Below are 18313 nucleotides of genomic sequence, written 5' to 3' on the forward strand. Positions count from 1 at the left end.
GAATCACTTCGATCGAAGCACGCCCTGCAGCGCCTCCATCAGGGCGGTATCGCTGAACGGTTTCAGCAGACAATCGACAGCGCCGCGCTCATGAAGTCGGAGCCGTACCGACCCATCGCCATGCGCTGTGATGAAAACGATCGGAATCTGCAGCTGCCGCCGGCTCAGTTCGCGCTGGAGATCAAGCCCGGACATTCCCGGCATCGCGATATCGAGCACCAGACACTCAGCCTGCCTGAGCTTATCGGATGCTAGAAACTCTTCAGCCGACGAAAATCCGCCCGCCTCGTAGCCGAACTCGCGCAGCAGGTCCGGAACCGACTCGCGTACCGACTCGTCGTCATCGATCACTGCGATGAACCTCCGGCGTTGCGTCATGCGTTCACCTCCGGACCGTCGCCAGCGTCCCCGGACGGGATTGAGACAATAAACGTAGCGCCAGGACCGTCATTCCGCTCGGCCCAGAGCCGGCCCTGGTGGTTCTCGACAATCGATCGGCTGACTGAGAGACCGATTCCCATGCCGTGCCTCTTGGTCGTATAGAACGGATGGAAGAGCTTCTCGGCGATTGCGGCCTCGAAACCCACGCCTGCATCCTGGACGACGACGCGCACGGCGTCGCAACCGTCGCGCTCCGTCGCCACGACCAGCTCCTTGGACCGGTCGGCGATACCGTCCATGGCCTGCATGGCATTCAAGATCAGGTTCATGATCACCTGCTGAAGCTGGACACGGTCTCCCTCCACAGATGGGAGCGCCTCGGCCAGTTGCACGCGCAAGCTCACGTTGGCCTTCTTCAACTCAGTCAACGTCAGCGCTATAACCTCTTGCGTGGCCGTGTTCACATCCACTGCTTCGATGACCGGGTCCTTCTTGCTGAAGAGCGACCGCAGCCTGGCGATCACATCCGCAGCCCGGTTGCCGTCTCGTATGGTTCGTCGTGCGGTCTCTCGCGCACCTGTCACGTTGGGTGGATCGGCTGCCAGCATGCGCAAGCACGTGCTGGCATTGGTGATGATGCCGGCCAACGGCTGATTGAGTTCATGGGCGATCGAAGCGGTGAGATGGCCCATGGTCATTACCCGCGTCATATGCGCGAGCTCGGCCTGGGCATCACGAAGCTCGTCTTGGGCCTGTTTCCAGTCGTGCATGTCCGCGCAGGCACCATGCCATTTGAGGACGCGGCCGTCTGCGTCGCGCAGCGGCAGCGCACTGGTCAACAGCCATCGATAGGTCTGATCCGACGCCCGCAGCGTCCGCACCTCGACCCGATAGGGATCACCGGTTGCGATGCAGTGCAGCCAAGCCCTCACCGTTGGCTCGACGTCGTCCGGGTGCAGCATCTTCGCCCAGCCGGTACCCATCGCTTCTTCGGGGGTGAAGCCGGTGAACTCCAGCAGCCGCTTGTTGCAGTAGTCTATCGAGCCATCCGCCGTAGCACTCCAGAGCATCTGGGGAATGGTTTCTGTCAATTGTCGCAGATTGAGCTCGCTCGCCCGCATGGCCGCTTCGGCGCGCTTCAGGTCTTCGATGTCTGTATTAACACCGAACCAGCGTACGACGTTGCCTGCATCATCCAGCACCGGGCTGGCGCGAAACAGGAAGCACCGATATTCCCCATCATATCGGCGGATTCGCGCCTCGGACTCTCCGCCACGACGCTCCGACATCATGGCGCGCCAATCGGCGATCAAATGCTCCAGATCGTCCGGGTGAAGGGCCAGCATCCAGCCGACGCCCCGCGCCTGTTCAAGTGAAAGTCCGACATAGTCGAGATAATGCTGATTCAAGAAGTCTGCATGGCCATCGGGAAGAGCGGTCCATGCCAAACCGGGAATCCCGCTGATGATCTGATCGAGATTCCGTTCGCTTGCGGCCAGACGGGCCTCGGCCTGCTTCCGGTCGTGAATGTCGATCTGCAGTACGCACCAGCGCACGATGCGGCCTTCGGCGTCCCGCATCGGATAGCCGCGATGGTCATTCCAACGATACTCGCCGTCCGCGCGGCGGATGCGGGCCTCGTGCTCATAGGCCGCGCCGGTCTCAATCGCCCGCTGCCAGGCGGCCTGCGAGGCGACCAGATCATCCGGATGCACGATGTTCTCCCACTGGGAGACCTCCTCGAAGCTCTTGCCGAAATAATCGCCGACCAGATGATTGACCGCCTCCAGTTCGCCGTCGGAATTGAAGAAGCCGATCGGCGCAGCGATGCTGTCCAGCATCGATCGCAGCATCAATTCGCTGGCGCGCAGCGAATCCTCCGCCTGCTGCCGCTGCCGTTCGGTCTGCCGCCAAGCATCGACGTCGGTGTTGATGCCGTACCACCGCACGACCTTTCCGGATTCATCGCGCAGGGGGCTGACCCGCATCAGGAACCAGCGATAGGTGCCGTCGAAGCGCCGCAGTCGCGCCTCGGTCTCGCCGGTCCGGCCGGCGGCCATGACGACTTTCCAAGTCTCAAGCAGATCATCGACATCGTCGGGGTGTACGGCCTGCTTCCAGCTGTCGTCGAGCATGCGGTCGAGCGGCAGGCCGACATAATCCAGGAAATTGTCGTTGAAGAACTCGACATTCCCGCTCGTATCGGCGGTCCAGGCCATCGCCGGCATCGTGTTGATGGTCAGTTTGAGATTGCGCTCGCTGGCCGCGAGAGCTTCTTCGGCCGACTTGCTGTCATGAATATCCAGATGCAGCACGCACCACCGCAGGATGCTGCCATCGGAATCGCGAACCGGAAATCCATGGAGACGCATCCAGCGATAGGGTTCGTGGGCCCGGCGGGCACGGACCTCGACATCATAGGGCTCGCCGCTCTCGATCGATCGCTGCCATGCCGCTTTCACGCGCGGCAAATCAGCGGCGAATATCATTTCGCCCGAGGTCCAGTCCATGATCTCTTCGACGGATTTGCGGTGGTATTCCTGGCCGAACCGGTTGACCGCCACCATTTCGCCGGTTGGCGCGCATAGCGTGACCGGTGCCCCAATGCCGTCGATGAAGGATTTCAGCAAGATTTCCCGGAGGTGCGGATTTTCGTTGTCACGGTGCCGCACGGAAAGCTGGCGCCGCAAATCCTCACTGATGGCGGAGAGCTCGGCCGTCCGCTCTGCGACGCGTCGTTCGATCTCCTCGGCAATGCGCGGGTCGGTCGGCGCAAACGGCCCGTCTGCTGTCAGCATCGAAAATCTCCTCGATCCCAGAATGCGCCACTCGATCTTTCGCGCGCATTATACCTTGGTATCGGTTTGCCGAAGTTTCCGGGATTTCAACACGCTACGGCCATTCCCTTGGGCCGTCCAGTGAGACTGAATGGTTGATGTGCTACGGGTGTTCGATCCCGAGGAACAGGCTGAAATCGTCAGAGCGCTTGACCAGCTCCGTAAAGCGACTATTCGCCGACGTGCGAGAGAGACCGGACGGCGACCATCACTGTAACGCTGCCGGCAAACCGCGGAAGGGTCATTCTGTTCCATGTCTACCCGCCTGAACTGGCCTCGCCGTGGCGAGCGCACAGCTCTGTGTAATGGCACTCGAAACCAGCGCGCGCGTGACCGTTGCCTGCTAATTGGACGCGACACTTCGCGCTGGAATGGGCCGTATGCCTATATCGGCTTTGCCAAAAATGACGTTGGAAATTAAGACATGCGTTTATGGCGAGCCCTCTGCGGCCAGCGGCCACAATATTCTGGACGTAATCGTCCACCGACACAGCTAAACGGCCGCTTTCCCGAATGTGAGCCAAGATTGGCGACTGGAGAGCGGCGCAAAAGTCGCTGCTCTGGTCCAGGCGAAAGTCAGCTATGGGTCAGACCTTCGCATTCGGCAAATGCCGACCCCGACGCAGCCCTGAGATCGCAGAAGAGCGACAATCGGGCCTGCACCCAATTGGCAACAGGTCATTTCGAACGGCGAAACGCGATGCGACGCGCTGGAGCAGCGGCTCGCGCAGGCGCCTGTGATCGCCGCGTCGACAATCACGCTCGAAGACTACGCCAACGGTGCGCTGCATCCGGAAGCCAGCGCCTACGCGCGGATGTTCTCGGGGCAAATATGAGCACCGGCTGATCAGTGGCGGCATCGGTCACAACCTGCCTCAGGAAGCGCGGGAGGCCTTTGCTCGGGGCCATCACCGACGTGAGCGCAACGTGATCCGGGCCCGCCAATCAGCCACCGCATCATAGCGGTAGTTGGATTTCCGATCTCCTACCGCGAGGCGGGTGGCCGCGACCTCCATAGGGTGGCGGCTTCGTCCCGCATGTACCAGCCGCTGCCCGGCGAAGGCCGGAGGACCGTCGGCCGACCGAGCCCATGCCAAAGCGCGCTGCCTCGCCTTCAACGCAATTCAATGCTCTGCCGCAATCTTCGAACTTGGCTTCTGGTAGGGATAGAAAAGCTCCCTTTTGCCCATTTGCCACGCCGACCTGAGTTCGGGTTTCGAAATATCCCAATCCATCCGAGATTTCATAGTCACCGCGCGCATGTCCTGGCGGAGCTCTTCCAATGTGGGTCGACCGAAGAACCAGTAGCCATTGTAGATCTTGTAGACGACCAGGCCAGGCTCCAAGACGACCACGTGAGGAATCATAGGATTGTGCAGGGGGTCCGTGTACTCCGCGATATCAAGGTCCTTTTGGATGATGCGCCGCGGGTCGGAAAGAAAAGGCCAATGGGCGCCAGCCCCCAATCGATACTCGTTCGTTTCCAGAAGATTGTCCGTCGTGATGGTCACGAGCCTGCAATATCCGACTTCCATTTCACCATAGAGCCGTACGAGCCCTTCGGTCTGCCGACGGTCCCGAGGACAAAACCCGCCTCTGCCGAGAACCACCACCATTGGGTCTTCTCCCTGCAGATCGGAAAGCTTTCGCCGTACGGCCGTGTGATCCGGCAACTCGTAATCCGGGAAATTGGACCCTGGAACAATGTCTGAGCGCATTTCGAAAACCTTCACTAACGTGAGACCCAGGGCCAACAAGAGCGGAAGAACAATCAAAATCCATTATTCCAAGGTATCGGCGACACCATGGAACAATGAGTACCCCGGTGCGGGTTCCGACCGCTACGGCTGGAGACACCGTCGCAACCCGATGTCCCTCATCAAACCGACACCAACGCATAATGGACCTTGGTATTGGCCGCGTGCATGGTGGGACGGGGCGGAGCTGCGTCCCGTGAGGCAAACATGCATAAGAAGACGCCAGCCATTCCCTTCGCGGGATCCGAACTTGGCGAAATGCGGCACGCCTGCGCATTCTTTAACGGCGACGACGAGGCGTCTCGGCTGTTGCTTCCCTTCATGAAGGATGGCTTCGAGCGCGGTGACAAAGTCATCCACGTCGTCAATCCGGGCGAGCGCTGCAAGCATTTGCATCGCCTGGCAGCGGCGGGCGTTGATACAACGGCGGCGGAACAAAGCGGCCAGCTTGAATTTCGCACCAATACCGAAGCCTACCTTCGGGACGGTCGTTTCGATCAGGATCGAATGTTGGAGATCTTCGAACAGCTGGCGAGCGGCAACGTCAGAGGCGATTTTCCACTTAGTCGCACTGTCTGCCATATGGACTGGGCTTGTGAGGTCAGATCGCACATTGACGATCTGGTAGAGTTCGAAGTGCGGGTGAACGAGGTATGGTCGCGTCACGAGGACGCGGTCATCTGTGTGTACGATCTTGCGAAGTTCGGCGGCGACGCGGTCGTCGATATCATGCGGACGCATCCCATGATCGTCATAGGCGGCATACTGCAGCACAATCCATTCTTTGTACCGCCGGAAAATTTCCTTCAGGAACTCAGCCAACGCAGAGCCGGACAGCTGCTTCAGCCAGAAATGGACCTTTAGCATGGAGCCGCCGGTGGAGACCTCCTGGGAGGAAAATCAACGGCTCAAGCGCTCGATGAACGACTTGGTAAGCCTGCTAGCTCTCCCAGCGATCTGCGTAGGCGAGGATCCTGTTCACATCGCAAGCACATTGCTTGACGTGCTAAGCGCCATGTTGCCCGTTGATTTCGTTTATGCACGGCTGTTCGACACAGATGGCGCATGCCCGAATGAAATCGTTCGGGTCGGCCAGGCCTGTGCATTGGGGATGAGCGAGATAGGCAAAGCCCTCGATCATCTGCTTGGAGAGACGGAATCGAATTGGCCGTCCAGCGCCAGAATGGATGTCGGAGTGGGTGGTGTTTTTCTGGCGGTGGCGCGACTGGGGCTTGAGGGGGAAGCTGGAGTCCTGGTTGTGGGTTCAGCCAAGGCCGATTTTCCCAGCCAGTCCGATCAACTGCTTTTGAGTGTTGCTGCCAACCAGGCGAGCATTGCGCTCCAGGGGGCACGGCAGGCAAGAGATCAGAACCGCCTCGCCAAAGAGCTCGACCAGCGGGTTACAGAGCGAACGAGCGAACTCGTCGCCGCGAATAGAACTCTGATGCTGGAAATTGAAGAACGCCGGCGGACAGAAGAAGCCCTGCGAGAAAGCAAGGAAGCTCTTGCGACGAGCCGGCACGATCTGCAGCTGATTGTCGACACCATTCCGGCCTTCGCTTGGTTGACCCGCCCCGATGGCTATGTCGAGTTTTTCAGCCAGCATTACCTTGACTACGCCGGTCTGTCTGCCGAGCAGTCACAGGGCTGGGGATGGACCGCCATAATGCATCCCGATGACCTGGATGAACTGACCGCCAAATGGCAGGCGTTGATGATCGCGGGTGTACCAGGCGAAGCCGAAGCACGAGTGCGTCGATCTGACGGAACCTATCGCTGGTTTCTGATCCGCGCCAACCCGTCGAGAGACGAATACGGCAAGATTATCAAGTGGTACGGTGCCAATACCGACATCGACGAACGCAAGCGCGCCGAGGAGAAGGTCATCGATGCTGAGCGCGAGCTTCAAAGGATGATCGACGGTATCCCGGCGCTGGTTGGAGCTTTCCGCGCCGATGGCTCACAAATTTCCAGCAACAAGCGAGGACGCGTTTTCACCGGGCTTTCTTCCGAAGACATCGCAAATGGTGGTTGGAGAAATAGAATCCATCCAGAGGACGTCGAAGCTGAAGAGAACAAATGGCTCGAATGTATCGCGACCGGAGAACCGTTCGAGCTAGAGTACCGAGTGCAGGCGGCCGACGGTACGTATCGCTGGCACATGGCGCGTCGCATACCGATCCGGGACGACGCCGGCAAAGTGATGCGCTGGTATGGTGTGAGCCACGATATTGATGGTCGCAAACAGGCAGAAGCCTTTCTGGCGGGTGAAAAGCGACTGCTCGAGATGATCGCGTCGGGCAGTTCACTGCGTGATGTTCTAAGCGCCTTGTGCACATTCGTCGAAGAGGCTGCCCCTGACTGCTTCTGTGATGTTCACATGTTCGATCAGGATAGCCTGACAATTGCCTACGCCGTGGCTCCTTCCCTGCCTTCAGCCTACAGCGATCCGATCGCGGGTACGCCTCTGAGCGGTGATTTGCTGCCATGCGGCATAGCGGCCGTTGAGAAAGTACAGGTCGTCACCGAGGACATTGAGCGGGATCCTCGCTGGTATAACTCGCCAGTTAGGTCCCATGTGCTGCGACACGGATATAGGTCGGTCTGGAGCACCCCGGTTTGTTCCAAGGAAGGGCGAGTGCTGGCCACCTTCTGCATCATTCAGCGAAAGCCCTCGTCGCCATCACCACACCAGCAAGATCTTATTGCGCATGCCACGCAGATAGCCAGCATCGCCATCGAGCGCTCGCTGACCGAGGCCGCACTCAGGCGGACCGAGACATTGCTTTCCGAAGCTCAGCGTCTGAGTTCGACCGGAGCGTTTTCATGGCGTGTGGATACGGATGAAATCGCGTTTTCCGAGGAGCTCTATCGCATTTTCGAGTTTGACCCTGCGCATCCAGTGACGATGAACCAAATTCTCGACCGAATCCATCCGGACGACATTCCATCCCTATCAACGCACATGGCACGGGTTCGCGCCGGTGAGGGTAATCTGGGCTATGAGATCCGAATACGAATGCCGGACCATAGTGTTAAATTCCTGCGCACCTTCGGCCGCGTCGTGCGTCGCCAAGACGATCGGCTGGAGTGCCTCGCCGCGGTTCAAGACGTGACAGAGTACAGACGCGCAGAGGAGGCGCTTGGGAAGGCCCGGACTGAACTTGCACACGTATCGAAGGTTTCAAGCCTTGGAACCTTGACGGCGTCAATCGCGCACGAAGTCAATCAGCCGCTATCCGGCATTGTCACCAACGCTAGCACGTGCCTGCGCATGCTGGCCGCCAATCCGCCGAATATCGACGGCGCGCTCGAGACGGCGCGTCGTACGATACGCGACGGCAACCTGGCGGCGGATGTAATCGCTCGGCTGCGCGCGCTTTTTAGCAAGAGGGCTCCGATAATAGAGGCTGTGGATCTGAATGAGGCCGTGCGCGAGGTGCTGGCACTGTCGTCAGGAGACATTCGTGACAGTCGCGTGGTTCTGCAATCCCAACTGGCCGAAGGGCTACCGCATGTCGCGGGGGATCGAGTCCAACTCCAGCAGGTGATCATGAACTTGTTGCGCAACGCGGCCGACGCCATGAGCGAGATCGAAGATCGTCCCAGGCAGGTCATGATCAGGACCGAGCCGGAGGCGAACGGTCATGTGCGGCTGTCGGTACAGGACACGGGCACTGGATTCGGTCCAGACGGCTCCCACCGTCTCTTCGAAGCTTTCTACACCACCAAGAGTGACGGCATGGGAATAGGATTGTCCATCAGTCGATCCATTATCGACAGTCACTGTGGGCGCCTGTGGGCAGCCGCAAATGATGGGCCAGGGGTTACGTTTTCTTTTTCCGTGCCCGAGTTTTCCGCGGCCCTGCTGATGCAAGATATGGATGTGGCCCATAATGATAAAAAATCAGTGGGGGTTAGATGAAGACTGCGCATGTACTAATTTCTGTGGTCGACGATGACCGGTCCGTGCGCGAATCTTTGCCAGATTTGCTCAAGGAATTCGGTTTCAGCGTGAAGACGTTCTCTTCAGCAAATGAGTTTCTCATATCGGATAGCGTTGATGAGACCAGGTGCCTGATTCTTGACGTAGCGATGCCCGAAATGACGGGGCCTGAACTGCAACTTGAGCTGGCGCGTCGCGGACAGCTAATTCCGATTGTGTACATAACAGCGTGGAAGGATAGCACGGTCCGGCCGCGTCTGATGGAGCAGGGTGCGGTTGAGTGTCTGTTCAAGCCTTTCAGCGACCGAGCCCTTCAGGCGGCGCTTAGCTCGGCACTACGTGCACCTTGAACGCGGTGGTTGTTAACGATGTGCGAGAAGGATACTCTGCGATGCATCCGAATTTGGCGACTGAACTGGGCGTTGGGGCAAAGTCGGCATCCATGTCACAAGGAACGCCTGTCGTGTTCGTCGTTGACGACGACATCTCGGTACGTGAATCTCTTGAGTCGCTGATCGGCTCCGCAGGCTGGCGGCCGGAGACGTTCGCCTCGGCGGAGCAATTTCTCAACTGCCCCCCGGCGCTGGTTCCAAACTGTTTGATTCTTGACATCAATCTCCCCAATCTCAGCGGGCTTGACCTGCAAAAGCTTTTGTCTGTCGGTCGCACCGACATGCCGATCATCTTTGTCACAGGCTATGCCGACGTGCCAATGAGCGTTAAGGCAATGAAGGCCGGTGCGGTGGAATTTCTAACAAAACCATTTAGTGACGAAGAGCTCCTGGCGGCGGTTGAGTCAGCGCTGGAATGGAGCAAGACCTCACTCGCTCTTGGTTCGGAATTGCACGAGCTCAGGGATCGGCACGCGTCGCTCAGCCGTCGCGAACAGGAGGTCATGGCACTGGTCGTCTCCGGTCTGTTGAACAAGCAGGTCGGGTTTGAGTTGGGCATCAGCGAAATAACCGTGAAAGCACACCGCGGTCAGGCCATGCGTAAGATGAGAGCTCGCTCGCTCGCGGACCTGGTGAACATGGCTGCGCGGCTCAGCGGTGCTCAATAGCCAAACTGTCTGCGCCAGATCACGCTTCACATGGGACGATTACCGCATGGGGAAGTGTTCAAACGCCACGTGGATCAGTTGCCCCCGTTTACCCAGCTGACGCAGAGGTAAACAGTCCCATCCCTAATGTCACTGGATGGAACTCTCCACGCAAACAAATGGCGGGCACTCGGCCCGCCATCGTTCGGCTCGAACAGGGATCGCGCCCTGGCTTGGAAGATCACGAGCCGGCAAGCGCATTCAAGTCGGCGCAGAACTCCGCATAGGGCTTCGTCATTCCAGCGTCCTGGCATTCCCTCATCATCGCCTCGCGCTTCGTGTTCGGGAGAGTGGCCAGCGCCGCCCTGAACCGCGATCTCATGACGGGACTTGTGTGTCCCGTTTCCCTGATCGAACCGGTATGAAGGGGCTGCAGCTGGTTGATTGGGTCAATGACGTCAAGAGCCCCCGCAGCAGCAATCCCGCTGGACGCCGAAAGAGAAAACGCCGCTCCCAAGCACACACCTCTGATATTCATGATAAACTCCTTCCCTTTGTTGATATGCGTTACCAGCAATATCGGTAACCACAATGTTTACCCAACCATGGATTCACTGGAGCAAGTCCAGATGGAGTGTGAAGTATCAACGTTTCTGCGAGTTCACCATTGTTCGATGGTATCGCCGATACTTTGGAATGGGCTGCCGGACAAATGCCCAGATTGGTGCGGGTACCGGCCTTTTGGAGTCCCTAATGTCCAAGGCGCCTCTTCGCCAGGAGTTGCCGAGATTCGACTGTAATCGGCGTCGCCGGCGGTTGCCTATACCAACGTGCGATGGATTTATCTCCATTGGGGTCGGATGGTGTCTCAAGCGAGCCTAACGATAGAGCCCGAGGTGGCAGGAACGAGATTGCTGACTCCCTCGGAGCGCCAGCTGGTTGCCGCGACTGCACGTGTCGGAATCGTCGGTGCGCTTCCAGGCACGGCGCAAGCATGGGAGCGCGACCAGCGTATCGAACCGGCGTTGGCTCAGTCCGCCGGGCTAGGCGGGTATGACGGCCGGAGGATGGCATTCGGCGACGCCATGGCTCGATTGATGCAGTTGACCGGTCTTCGTTTTCGCACGTCCAAAGTGTCCGAAGGCCCAACCCGAGGAGATTGACGTGAGTAATGATGCAATGAGCGTTGCAACTGCGACTGAAATTGCGAAAGGGCCACCATCGAGATGAAGCTGGAGGCCATCGTCATCGGTGTCTCCGACGTCGATCGCTCCAAGAGTTTCTACAGCCGTCTGGGCTGGAGGCTCGATGCGGACTTTGTCGTCGGCAATGCGTTCCGCGTTGTTCAATTCACCCCTCCGGGCTCAGCGTGCTGCGTGCACTTCGGCAAGGGCCTGACTTCGGCCGAGCCTGGGTCCGCGAAGGTAATTTACCTTGTCGTCCCCGACATCGAAGCGGCACGCGCTGAACTCGTGGCGCGTGGGGTCGACGCTAGCGAGGTGTATCATCGGGCCGGCCCAGGCCAGCCACCTATCGGCGGCCGAGATCCAGAGGCGCGCAGCTATTCGTCTTTTGCCACATTCGCTGATCCCGATGGCAATGGTGGCTGTTGCAGGAGATCACGCACCGATTGCCTGGTCGCGAGGACGCGCAGGACACGACATTCTCGAGTTTTCGGAGCTTGCCGCTGCGTTGCGGCGGGCGGCTTCGGCACATGTCGAGCATGAAAGGCGGACTGGCGGCCAGCGTGACGACAACTGGCCCGACTGCTACGCGCAGTTCATGGTGGCGGAACAGACCGGTGGCCCGCTGCCGACGTAGTGGCCACGCGCGGAGATTTCCAATGCTGCGAGCGATAGCTCCGGTGTCGAAATTCCCCGGGGCAGATCAAAGGTCGAGAACGACGTCCCCATCCGGCTGCGAGCAGCAAATCAGCGCATTGGCCGTCGCCGGCGGGTCGATTGGCTCGGGGCTATAGGTGACGGTCCCAGTGACGAGTCCCGTCTCGCAAGTATGGCAGACGCCAGTTCGGCATGACCATCGCGTGGGCACGTCGCAGGCTTCGGCAAGTTCAAGTAAGCTCTGAAACCGTGATCCCCAGCGGACGCTCAAGCCACTCCGGGCAAAAGAAACACGGGGGCCCGCGTTGGGAGCTTCAACCAGCGGATGCGGCGATCGCGATGGATCGCTGGCTATCCCGGGCGTCGTCGAAGGACCTGGGCCAAACACTTCGGTATGGATTCTTGCAGGGGCGACGGCGCATGTGGCAAGACCGGCAGTCATGCCACTCATGAACACCGATGGTCCGCAGATGTAGAAGTCGGCATCTGGCGGCACACCCAGATCTTGGAGTGCGCGCACATCCAAGCGTCCGATAGCGTCGAAATCGACACCTAACCTGTCCTCGCGATCGGGCGAACTGTAGCGTATGTGGGAATGGCTGCGCGTCAAGGCCTCAAGCAGGTTTCGGGCCTCTTCGGCGAAAGGATGCTCGCGACCGCAATGGGCCCCATGGAACCACCAAACTTCTTGCGTCGACGCTCGGGCTGCCAATGCGTGAAGCATCGACATCATGGGCGTAACGCCTACTCCGGCGCTCAGCAGCACTATCGGGCGATCCTCGTCCCCGAGAATGAAATTGCCCCGTGGCGCGCTCACGTCCAGGAAATCTCCAACCTGGACGCTCTCGTCTATAAACGTGCTCGCCTCGCCATGCGGTTCCCGCTTTACGCTTACCCGATAGCACCGATCCCCGGGTGCACTCGACAAAGAGTAACTGCGCATAACAGCCGGCCCGTCGGCCGAAACCGCGAGGCGCAGCACGACGAATTGGCCGGGGATGGCGGCGTACAGATGAGAGTCATCCGTAGGCTCGAGGATCAATGAAACCACAGTCCCGCTTTCATGGACCTTGCGAGCCACCTTCAGCGGCCGGAACCCCGGCCATGCTGGTGTCCGTCCGGAGACAGGGTCCAGACCGGCATTTCCCGTCGTGGTTCCCTTCTCCCCTTGTGCGAGAAGTGCTCGGAAGGATCCTTGCCAACCAGGACTCAGCGCGGGAATGCGCAGTGCGCGCTCAAGCTGGCTCCGCGGATGGCTGGGCGTGTAAAGCAGCGCGTCCACCTCGGAGACCGTCATCGCCTCTGGGCCGATTTCCACCCGAGTGACTTCATCTCCCGCCTGAACCTGGCCTTCTTCCAATACGCGCAGGTAAAAGCCAGGCCTGCCGTGCGCGACCAGCAGCGCGGCCATACGCGGCTCATTCATCCGGATGCCAACACGGTAACAGGTGACGCGCGGCTGCGTCACTTCCAACAGCGCGCTGCCGATGCGGTAGCGATCGCCAATGCAAACCTCACGATCCGGCAAGCCATCGACCGTGAAATTCTCGCCAAATTGCCCGTAAACGAAGTCGTTTCGACCTAGCTCGCTTTGCCAGAACCGATAAGAGTCGATTTGATAAACCAGCACGGCGCGTTGTTCGCCACCGTGCCCCGCGATATCTCCTTGCCCGTCGCCATCGATGTTGAGCCGACGCACCTGGCAGGGGCCCTCGACTGGCGCTTTCCAAACGGCGGTGTCGACGATTTTGCCTTGCCATGGAATGCCGCGCGGCAATCCCACATTGACCGATAGCAAGCGAGCCATGTTCTCTCTTCTTCGTCAGCGTCGCGGGCTGCACCGCTCGCCAACATTTCACCGAGGATGCCTTCAGGGTTACCACCAAAAGTACCATCGCGGGCCCGCCGATGCGACCGAGACCAAAGTATTGGAGATACCATCGTCCAATATATTCTGGCTCGTGGCGCTGCCACAGTTTGTTCTGCTGAAGTGACGGATGGGTGTTATCGTGGTCAGGATTTTGCAGATGGTAATCTCGTGTCAGGGATAAATGTATCTTTCGGCTTCCGCTTTGGTTCAAAATTCGGAGAACATGATAATGTCTCATCACTATTCAGGCCCTGATTTTGGCTTTCCTCGTGGAGACGCACGTTTGGACCTCACTGACATTTATGCCTTCCCCAAACCGGGAGACGCGAGCAAGTCGATCCTCATCATGAATGTGCATCCATCCTCGACGGTGATTGATCCACATTCCACAACCGTAGAGCCATTCGCCCCCGACGCGGTGTACGAGCTGAAGATCGACACAAACGGCGATGCAGTCGCCGATGTCGCGTATCGAGTGAATTTTGTGTCCTTGTCGGAAGGAAGGCAGATCGCCTCTGTGAGTCGTGTGGAAGGCGCCTTAGCAGCTGGGGCCGACGACGGCGGGGAGGTCGTCGTCACGGCCGCACCAGTCTCGAGAGGAAGCGACGCCCAGGTAACGGAAGCAGGCGATTACCGTTTCTTCGCGGGTTGGCGAAGCGAGCCGTTTTTCTTCGATACTCTCGGCGCCGTCGCTGATTTGCAATTCACGGGAGCTGATTTCTTTGCCGACAAGGATATCTGCAGCATCGTGCTGGAAGTAGCCAATTCCGCGTTGGGCTCAAAGCCCATCGGTCTATGGGCTCGCATCTTGGACAGACAGGGCGACCGTTGGATACAGGTTGAACGTGGTGCTCGACCCCAGCAGGCAGTGTTCCTCCCCGGCGAGCAGAGAGAGGACTATCTCTCTGCCGAGCCGGCAGACGACAACCAGTTCATCAAGACGTTCGCGCACACCCTTGAGCACTCGGGAGGATACCGGCCTGCTGAAGCAGAGCGCGTGGCAAGAACACTGCTTCCCGACATTCTCGTTTACGACCCGTCACGACCTGCGTCATTCCCGGAAAACGGCAGAAGCCTGACTGACGATGCCGCGGATTTCTTTATGGCCATTTTCACGAACGGCGGGGTTCCGGGGGATGGAGTGGGGCCGCACCGCGACCTGCTTGCCGAGTTCCCGTACCTGGGGTCGCCGCACAACCCGCACCTTTGAGGGTTGGAGATGTTCCCTGGGTGTTGTTCGGTCCACTACCCGGCCGAACGCCGCTCGTGTGCTTCACTGAGGAGACAGACATGCGATTGATCCTGATTTTGATAACTGTAACCCTCGCCTTGGCAACGCCAACCTTTGCCCACCCCGGCGTTGATTCCGTCGTTTCCTTTAACGCAGGGTTGGGTCATCCCCTCACGGGCCTCGATCACATCACGGCCATGGTGGCCGTCGGGATGTGGGCCGCCGCCAAGGGAAACCGTGCGCTGTGGGTGTGGCCGTTGACCTTCCTTGTGGTGATGCTGATTGGCGGCGCTCTTGGCCTGGCGCACATCACTGTGCCGTTGGTGGAGCCCGGCATCCTGGCTTCGGTGATCATCCTGGGGCTCATGGTGGCGTCGGCGGTAAATCCGCCGGTATGGATCGGAGCTGCCATCATTGCTCTTTTTGCGCTGCTGCATGGTCACGCCCATGGAACTGAGTTGCCTGAGACCGTGAATGGGGTTGAATTCGTTGCGGGATTTGCGTCTGCCACCGCGGTCTTGCAAGCAATCGGAATCGGATTGGCGCTCGCCTTGCAGCGCTCTGCGTCAGTTCCCCTCAGTCGCGCGAGCGGCGCGCTCTGCGTCGCGATCGGGGCGGGCCTGTACGCAGGAGTTCTTTGAAGCGGGGCCAAGCAAGAGCCGTTTCTGGCGTCAGATTCATTGCTGGATTGCAGCACAAGTGGCGCTGTGTGGCTGGGACTGACGCAAGAACTGTCGACCGGGCAAACGGAGGAATGGAATGTCAGGACCAGAGATGGATGATGACGTGTCTCTCAGCCCAGGCGTCGTTCCTGTGGGTCGCGTGCGTTCGCAGTTATCCACGGCGGGGGTGGTCCATGACCTCGGCAATCTCATCCAGGTGGCTTCCTCTGCGTTGAACCATCTGGCTCGCGAGCCCAGCATCTCAGCGGTTCCGGGAATTGATATTGTAATTGCCGGTGCCAGAACCGCGTTGGATCGAGCGGGCGGCCTTGTCAGGCAGACGATCAAGACGGCCCGGGAGATTCAGGGCAATGTCGAGCATGCGAACATAAGCGTGTGCCTGGTCGAGATCGAATCTCTTGTCCGAAGTGCTCGATATGAAAATGTTCGTTTTGAGTTTCGGGTAGATTCCAACCTCCCTTTGGTAAGGTGCGATCGGGCAGGCTTGCAGAACGCGGTCCTGAACCTTGTGTTCAACGCTCGTGACGCAATGCCTGACGGCGGTTTGATCTCGATCGACGCCTTTGCCCCGGAAAGCCTTCGTCAGGTCGCCATTCGCATTCGGGACAGCGGAATTGGAATGACCGGCGAGACAGTGGTCCGGGCATTTGATCCCTTCTTCACGACAAAGGGCGGTGGCTTTGGCGGTGTCGGCCTGCCGATGGTGAAACGTTTCGCCGAAGAGTCCGGAGGAAGCGTCCATATCGAGAGCGTACTCGGGATGGGCACAACCGTGACATTGCGATTGCCCGCAACAAGCTGACGAAGCACTGCGAGCGGTCCAATCGCGACTGCGGCCGGGCACCGGGTGTGCTGTGACAATCCCCTATCACCACGAGCCGGAAACCGTGAGGAGCAACAATGGAAAAGCCGTCCATATCTGAAGGCATCACACCACTGAGTGGGTTGGCGTTGGACGAAGCGGTGGCATCCGCGCACGAGGGGATGATCCCTCCGCCCATGGAAAAATCTCTGATAGCGCGGTTTCCCGCTTCGTTCTTTGCGATCGGCCTGGGGACAAGTTCCTTCGCTGGTTCGTGGCAGTTAGCGCATCAGCTCTGGGCGGCTCCGGAGGGGATTGTTGTGGCATTGGTGTTGCTTGCGGCGTGTCTGTGGGCAGTCCTTCTGACGCTCTACATTCTGAAGTTGTCGCTGGCTCCAATGGCGCTGCGAGCAGAGCTCGCCAATCCCGTTCAGAATTGCTTCCCTGGTCTGGCGGGCGTCGGCATGATGCTCACTGCAGTGAGCATGTTGCCCTACAGCAAGATTGGGGCAGTCGTGCTGCTTTCTACGGGAGGTGTGCTCGCAGCAAGCTACGGCATCTGGCGGACCCAAATGATCTGGCGGGGGACGATTTCGATGTCCGACGCGACCCCTGCCCTATATTTGCCGGTTGCCGCGGCCTCTTTTGTCCTGAGTATTGGCTTGTCGACATTTGGCTGGTTTGACTGGGCCGAGCTGGCGTTAGGGGCGGGACTCTTCTCATGGCTGGCGACCGAATCGCTATTGTTTGGCCGGCTCTATTTTGGTGAGCCGCTAGCCAGCCAGATCCGATCGACGATGGGTGTCCAACTGGCGCCGCCGGCGGTGTGCTCACTGGCCTACGCTGATTTGTCCGGTACCGCTGGAGACGTGTTCGTCCACTCCCTCGTGGGTTACGCGCTTCTGCAAGCAATTGTCGTTGGCGCCATTCTCTCACGGATCCTACGACGCTTCTCCGCCGGACTTTGGAGTGTCAGCTTCGGGGCCACAGCATTGGCAACGTCAATTGAAAAGCTGGCTGTTCGAGGCGACACGAATGTTGCGACGGTCCTTGCTCTGCCGGTTTTTGTTGGCGTCAACCTGCTTATCCTGTGGCTAACCGTCAGAACGATCACTTCGGCTATCTCCGGTTCTCTACTGCCTGTCGCCCAGGAGGAGAAATGATCCCGTGTGCAAATTCCGCCCTGCAATAGCGGCCACGTATAGCCGTGCTTCGTGGGTCTGAAGGGCCGCGACTTGGTAGGTGCTTCGGTCGGCACTGCGACGTTCCCTTGCCACGGGCTGCTCACAACTGCCGATTTGCAAAGGAGACGCCCGCGCAGGATCGGCAGCCAAGGAAGGTCGCGAAGATTTGAACCTTGTCTCAATGGGAGTCCCGGATGACCCAAGCAATCGTAGCGGATCAAATCTATGCAATGCCCCCGCAAAAGGGCTTTACCGTCGCGCATTTTTTGACAGTGGCCGACATCGGTCGTTCGGCGCGGTTTTACGAGAAGGTCTTCGGAGGCCGCATTCTGAGCCTGGGAGATAGCAGTGGTGCGCCCGGCTACATTCAGATCGCGAATACTTGGCTGATCGTAAACGTCGGGGGTGGGCCTACCCCCGACAAACCGTCCGTCATGCTTGATGTTCCCGGCGATCCCAATTTAGCCAGCAGCTTTCTGAACATTCGCGTTGCCGATATCCACGGCTGCCATGAACTATGGCAAGCCCGAGGTGCTGAATTCATTACCGAGCCGATGGAGAAGTACGGCGAGACGTGGCCCGTACAGAACGCCGGCTGCCGCTTTTTCTCGCCTCCCGCGGCTCCCATGCCTAACTTTTTGAGCAGCGATGTCTGCTTACGGGCGGGGGCAAGCTGGCTCCAATGGCCGACATCAGGCGCAAAGCGGACGTTTTGAGCGTGTCATCAATTCTTGGAACCAGA

General features: G+C 59.1%; 15 protein-coding genes and 2 pseudogenes. 11 read left to right on the forward strand and 6 right to left on the reverse strand.

The genetic code is table 11. From position 1 onward, the window contains the following. Positions 1-3 precede the first annotated feature (3 nt). Together LB552_RS27065 and LB552_RS27070 are read right to left on the reverse strand one after the other, a co-directional pair. Entirely contained in the window at positions 4-378 is a 375-nt protein-coding gene (locus LB552_RS27065; protein ID WP_224530479.1) for a response regulator, read from the reverse strand. Further along, entirely contained in the window at positions 375-3179 is a 2805-nt protein-coding gene (locus LB552_RS27070) for a PAS domain-containing protein (RefSeq protein WP_224611194.1), read from the reverse strand. Before LB552_RS27070 ends, LB552_RS27065 begins: the two co-directional genes overlap by 4 nt. Before the next feature lie 728 nt (positions 3180-3907). On the opposite strand from LB552_RS27070, the pseudogene LB552_RS27075 reads away from it, so the two are divergent. Further along, positions 3908-4181: pseudogene (locus LB552_RS27075) on the forward strand (hypothetical protein); the annotation flags it as partial. A 161-nt stretch (positions 4182-4342) separates the two neighbouring features. Here LB552_RS27075 and LB552_RS27080 read toward each other — a convergent pair. Then, positions 4343-4936, reverse strand: coding sequence for a redoxin domain-containing protein (locus LB552_RS27080; RefSeq protein WP_224530539.1), 594 nt, complete (start codon positions 4934-4936; stop codon positions 4343-4345). A 246-nt stretch (positions 4937-5182) separates the two neighbouring features. Here LB552_RS27080 and LB552_RS27085 point away from each other — a divergent pair, with 246 nt between their 5' ends. The 4 genes from LB552_RS27085 to LB552_RS27100 all read left to right on the forward strand — a co-directional run bounded on the left by LB552_RS27085 (position 5183) and on the right by LB552_RS27100 (position 9981). Beyond that, entirely contained in the window at positions 5183-5839 is a 657-nt protein-coding gene (locus LB552_RS27085) for an MEDS domain-containing protein (protein ID WP_224611197.1), read from the forward strand. A gap of 1 nt (position 5840) precedes the next feature. Then, on the forward strand, positions 5841-8900 hold the full coding sequence (locus LB552_RS27090; protein WP_224611198.1) for a PAS domain-containing protein: 3060 nt from the start codon (positions 5841-5843) through the stop codon (positions 8898-8900). Further along, a complete protein-coding gene (locus tag LB552_RS27095) occupies positions 8897-9271 on the forward strand; it encodes a response regulator (RefSeq protein WP_224530503.1) in 375 nt (124 codons plus the stop codon). Before LB552_RS27090 ends, LB552_RS27095 begins: the two co-directional genes overlap by 4 nt. A 92-nt stretch (positions 9272-9363) precedes the next feature. Beyond that, positions 9364-9981 (forward strand): response regulator transcription factor, encoded by a 618-nt coding sequence (locus LB552_RS27100; RefSeq protein ID WP_140503445.1) that lies wholly within the window; start codon positions 9364-9366, stop codon positions 9979-9981. 220 nt (positions 9982-10201) lie between these two features. Here LB552_RS27100 and LB552_RS27105 read toward each other — a convergent pair whose 3' ends face one another. After that, positions 10202-10498: a hypothetical protein gene (locus LB552_RS27105; protein ID WP_224530507.1), complete on the reverse strand. Its 297-nt coding sequence runs from the start codon at positions 10496-10498 to the stop codon at positions 10202-10204. A 505-nt stretch (positions 10499-11003) separates the two neighbouring features. Next, positions 11004-11309, reverse strand: coding sequence for a hypothetical protein (locus LB552_RS27110; RefSeq protein WP_224611232.1), 306 nt, complete (start codon positions 11307-11309; stop codon positions 11004-11006). Here LB552_RS27110 and LB552_RS27115 point away from each other — a divergent pair. Continuing rightward, a pseudogene (locus LB552_RS27115) lies at positions 11208-11781 on the forward strand (VOC family protein). The gene LB552_RS27110 and the pseudogene LB552_RS27115 sit on opposite strands and share 102 nt — an antisense overlap. Before the next feature lie 66 nt (positions 11782-11847). Here LB552_RS27115 and LB552_RS27120 read toward each other — a convergent pair. Continuing rightward, positions 11848-13608, reverse strand: coding sequence for an MOSC and FAD-binding oxidoreductase domain-containing protein (locus LB552_RS27120; RefSeq protein WP_224611199.1), 1761 nt, complete (start codon positions 13606-13608; stop codon positions 11848-11850). Positions 13609-13954: 346 nt separating this feature from the next. Between LB552_RS27120 and LB552_RS27125 the strand changes: the two genes are divergently transcribed. From LB552_RS27125 to LB552_RS27145, 5 genes are all read left to right on the forward strand, one after another. Continuing rightward, complete coding sequence (locus LB552_RS27125; protein ID WP_181169702.1) at positions 13955-14881, forward strand: DUF4331 family protein; 927 nt, start codon at positions 13955-13957, stop codon at positions 14879-14881. 80 nt (positions 14882-14961) lie between these two features. Continuing rightward, positions 14962-15543 carry a HupE/UreJ family protein gene (locus LB552_RS27130; protein ID WP_140502870.1) on the forward strand — a complete coding sequence of 194 codons (582 nt, stop codon included), beginning with the start codon at positions 14962-14964 and terminating at the stop codon, positions 15541-15543. A 133-nt stretch (positions 15544-15676) separates the two neighbouring features. Beyond that, positions 15677-16387, forward strand: coding sequence for a sensor histidine kinase (locus tag LB552_RS27135; RefSeq protein ID WP_224611201.1), 711 nt, complete (start codon positions 15677-15679; stop codon positions 16385-16387). A 98-nt stretch (positions 16388-16485) separates the two neighbouring features. Beyond that, positions 16486-17550, forward strand: coding sequence for a dicarboxylate transporter/tellurite-resistance protein TehA (locus LB552_RS27140; protein WP_224611202.1), 1065 nt, complete (start codon positions 16486-16488; stop codon positions 17548-17550). A gap of 215 nt (positions 17551-17765) precedes the next feature. After that, the gene (locus tag LB552_RS27145) at positions 17766-18287 is read left to right on the forward strand and encodes a VOC family protein (protein WP_224611203.1); all 522 of its coding nucleotides are present in this window, start codon (positions 17766-17768) and stop codon (positions 18285-18287) included. Positions 18288-18313 lie beyond the last annotated feature (26 nt).

It is taken from the genome of Mesorhizobium sp. CA7, from assembly GCF_020165015.1.
In the GTDB taxonomy this organism is placed as follows: Bacteria; Pseudomonadota; Alphaproteobacteria; order Rhizobiales; family Rhizobiaceae; genus Mesorhizobium.

What these genes read in the sequence shown, in the direction of transcription:
- LB552_RS27065 (WP_224530479.1), bottom strand. Translation starts at nt 378, where the DNA reads ATGACGCAACGCCGGAGGTTCATCGCAGTGATCGATGACGACGAGTCG.
- LB552_RS27070 (WP_224611194.1), bottom strand. Translation starts at nt 3,179, where the DNA reads ATGCTGACAGCAGACGGGCCGTTTGCGCCGACCGACCCGCGCATTGCC.
- LB552_RS27080 (WP_224530539.1), bottom strand. Translation starts at nt 4,936, where the DNA reads ATGCGCTCAGACATTGTTCCAGGGTCCAATTTCCCGGATTACGAGTTG.
- LB552_RS27085 (WP_224611197.1), top strand. Translation starts at nt 5,183, where the DNA reads ATGCATAAGAAGACGCCAGCCATTCCCTTCGCGGGATCCGAACTTGGC.
- LB552_RS27090 (WP_224611198.1), top strand. Translation starts at nt 5,841, where the DNA reads ATGGAGCCGCCGGTGGAGACCTCCTGGGAGGAAAATCAACGGCTCAAG.
- LB552_RS27095 (WP_224530503.1), top strand. Translation starts at nt 8,897, where the DNA reads ATGAAGACTGCGCATGTACTAATTTCTGTGGTCGACGATGACCGGTCC.
- LB552_RS27100 (WP_140503445.1), top strand. Translation starts at nt 9,364, where the DNA reads ATGTCACAAGGAACGCCTGTCGTGTTCGTCGTTGACGACGACATCTCG.
- LB552_RS27105 (WP_224530507.1), bottom strand. Translation starts at nt 10,498, where the DNA reads ATGAATATCAGAGGTGTGTGCTTGGGAGCGGCGTTTTCTCTTTCGGCG.
- LB552_RS27120 (WP_224611199.1), bottom strand. Translation starts at nt 13,608, where the DNA reads ATGGCTCGCTTGCTATCGGTCAATGTGGGATTGCCGCGCGGCATTCCA.
- LB552_RS27130 (WP_140502870.1), top strand. Translation starts at nt 14,962, where the DNA reads ATGCGATTGATCCTGATTTTGATAACTGTAACCCTCGCCTTGGCAACG.
- LB552_RS27135 (WP_224611201.1), top strand. Translation starts at nt 15,677, where the DNA reads ATGGATGATGACGTGTCTCTCAGCCCAGGCGTCGTTCCTGTGGGTCGC.
- LB552_RS27140 (WP_224611202.1), top strand. Translation starts at nt 16,486, where the DNA reads ATGGAAAAGCCGTCCATATCTGAAGGCATCACACCACTGAGTGGGTTG.
- LB552_RS27145 (WP_224611203.1), top strand. Translation starts at nt 17,766, where the DNA reads ATGACCCAAGCAATCGTAGCGGATCAAATCTATGCAATGCCCCCGCAA.